A 2,359-nucleotide genomic window follows, 5' to 3' on the forward strand; every position below is an offset into this window, starting at 1 on the left:
GTGGCGGTATCGGTCGGCGGCCGACGCGAAGGCCGCCACGGCCCCCGTGGCGAGGTCGCCCACCGGCAGCCGGGCGGCGAGGAAGTGCCCGGCCGGGGCGCAGCGGATGCCGGTGGCCGGGTCTGCCGGGACGTCGAGCCCGGCGTCGGCGAGGGCGGCGCTGTAGTCGTCGAGCAGGGCGAGGGGGCGCGTCATGCGCCGAGCCTAGAGCGAGGTTCAGCTCGTGCGGTCCGCGGCCGGCTCGCGCAGTTCGGGGCGGGCCGGCTCGAGGCGTTCGAGCGCACCGGCGGATTCGGCGCGGGTGAGCCGGGAGCGGCGCCACGAGACCGTGAGCAGCGCGATCCATCCGGCCACGATCAGCAGGTACAGCAGGGTGGAGGCCGTGCCGGAGATCTCGAACGCCGTGAACAGCTTCTGCGCGTTGGTCAGCACGATGACGCCGCCGACGGCGGTGCCGAGCAGGGTGGCCGGCACCCGGCTGACCAGCCATGCCGCGATCGGCGCGGCGATCGCCCCGCCCAGGGCGAGACCGGCCACGACGAGGAGGTTGCCGAGCGATTCCCGGCCGAGACCGACGAGGAAGCCGATGCTGGCGGCGAGCGCGACGAGGAACTCGGAGGCGCTGACCGAGCCGATCACCGTCCGCGGGGCCGTCTTGCCGCGGGAGAGCAGGGTGCTCGTGGTGATCGGCCCCCATCCACCGCCGCCGCTGGCGTCGATGAACCCGCCGAACAGGCCCAGCGGAGACAGGAACCTCGCCGAGTGCGGCGAGGTGCGGGCGTGCGCGACGGCGGGCGGCCGGACGGAGAACCGCAGCGCCACATAGACACCGATGGCCAGCAGGATCGTCGATGTCACCGGAATCGCGGCCTCGGTGGACAGGCTGGAGAGCACGGTGGCGCCGAGGAATGCGCCGACCGCGCCGGGCACGCCCAGCTTCGCGACCACCCCCCAGTCCACGTTCCGGAACCGCCAGTGCGAGGCGCCGGAGACGAGGGTGGTGCCGACCTCCGCGAGGTGCACGGCGGCGCTGGCGTGTGCGGGGCCGATCCCGCTGAAGATCAGGAGGGTGGTGGCGGTGACACCGAAGGCCATGCCGAGGGCACCGTCGACGAGCTGTGCGCCGATACCGACGAGCGTGAACACCAGGAGAGCGAACATGCAGAAGACTCCGACCACGAAGGAGCGAACCGGGGGAGGGTGGGCGGCGGACGCCGCTCAGCAACACTCCTGGTCGAAGCACGCGCCCCGTCGGGTGGGCCAGAACGCCATCAACGCGAGCAGGGTGGCCGGAGCCGCCGCGATGCTCGTCGCCTGCACGTTCGTGTCCCTTCGCCGGTCTGCTGTTCGCCGCGCTCGCGACGATCCGTCCGAGCATAGCCGGTCGTGCGCGGCGGCGGCATCTTCGGGCGGCGTGTCGCGCCCGGGGATGCCGCCGCGGCCGGTCACGGCAGGCGCCGGGCCGTGATCTCGAATCCGGCGGCGCGCAACCGGTCGGTGAGCACGTCCCCGAAGGCCGTCGCGGGGGTGAGCACCCCGCCGCCCGCGTGGAGACGGTCGCCGCCGAGGATCAGCGACAGCGCCGACTCGCCGAGCATCACCGCGGTCGCCTTGTACCCGGGATCGCCCTGGGCGGCGACGCGGGCGGTGTAGCGGGCGCCGGTGCTCGTCGTGGTGTACAGGTCGATGGTGAAGAAGCCGCGTTCGCGCGCCGACTCGGACGGGCCCTGCCCGGGCGCGGGCAGCACCTTGTCGAGCAGGAACCGGGTCGGGGGGAACGCCAGGCCCGCCACCAGCGCCCCGAAGCCGGCCGCGACACCGGTCGCCACGAGGGGCGACAACCGCGACGAGCCGACGTTCATCACCTCCCGGTAGCGGAACCGCGGCCCGTACGCCCAGCCGGTGAGCGCGTTGCTGCGGCGCACCACCCGCGTGTTGTAGGGGCCCATGAAGAACGGTGCGAGCCGGCCGGACAGCTCGGGGGCGACGGACTTCCCGTCGACGGTCGCCAGGTCGTTCTGCCGCCCGAGGTCCGGCTCGCGGGACCGGTCCGGCGACAGCGAGTACGGGGCGAGGGCGACCTTGCGGGCCTCGGCGTCCCGGCGCACCACGTCCACCTGGGTGCGCATCGAGTCGATCGTGCCGCCGCTGACGCCGCCCCGCATCGCACGCACCACCAGGGTCGTGTCGGTCAGGTCGCCGGCGCCGTCGGCCTGCACGGCCCGGTGCAGCGCGTGCACGCCGAGGTCGGAGGGGATCGAGTCGAATCCGCAGGAATGGACGATGCGGGCGCCGGTGCGGCGGGCCACGTCGTCGAACCGGTCGATGCTCTCGCGGTGGAACAGCACCTCGCCGGTGA

At 73.8% G+C, this 2,359-nt stretch carries 2 protein-coding genes and 1 pseudogene; all 3 read right to left on the minus strand.

Translation table 11 applies throughout. From position 1 onward, the window contains the following. A pseudogene (locus CQZ88_RS09200) lies at positions 1-195 on the minus strand (hypothetical protein); the annotation flags it as partial. Between the two features lie 21 nt (positions 196-216). Next, complete coding sequence (locus CQZ88_RS09205; RefSeq protein ID WP_006939331.1) at positions 217-1,161, minus strand: sulfite exporter TauE/SafE family protein; 945 nt, start codon at positions 1,159-1,161, stop codon at positions 217-219. Positions 1,162-1,445: 284 nt separating this feature from the next. Further along, positions 1,446-2,359, minus strand: a 914-nt coding sequence (locus CQZ88_RS09210) for a trans-acting enoyl reductase family protein (RefSeq protein WP_102799630.1), incomplete at its 5' end; no start/stop codon positions are given.

This window comes from Rhodococcus sp. ENV425 (genome assembly GCF_002887785.1).
Lineage (GTDB): Bacteria > Actinomycetota > Actinomycetes > Mycobacteriales > Mycobacteriaceae > Rhodococcus > Rhodococcus aetherivorans.

Coding starts and splice junctions, on each gene's coding strand:
- CQZ88_RS09205 (WP_006939331.1), bottom strand. CDS start 1,161: ATGTTCGCTCTCCTGGTGTTCACGCTCGTCGGTATCGGCGCACAGCTC.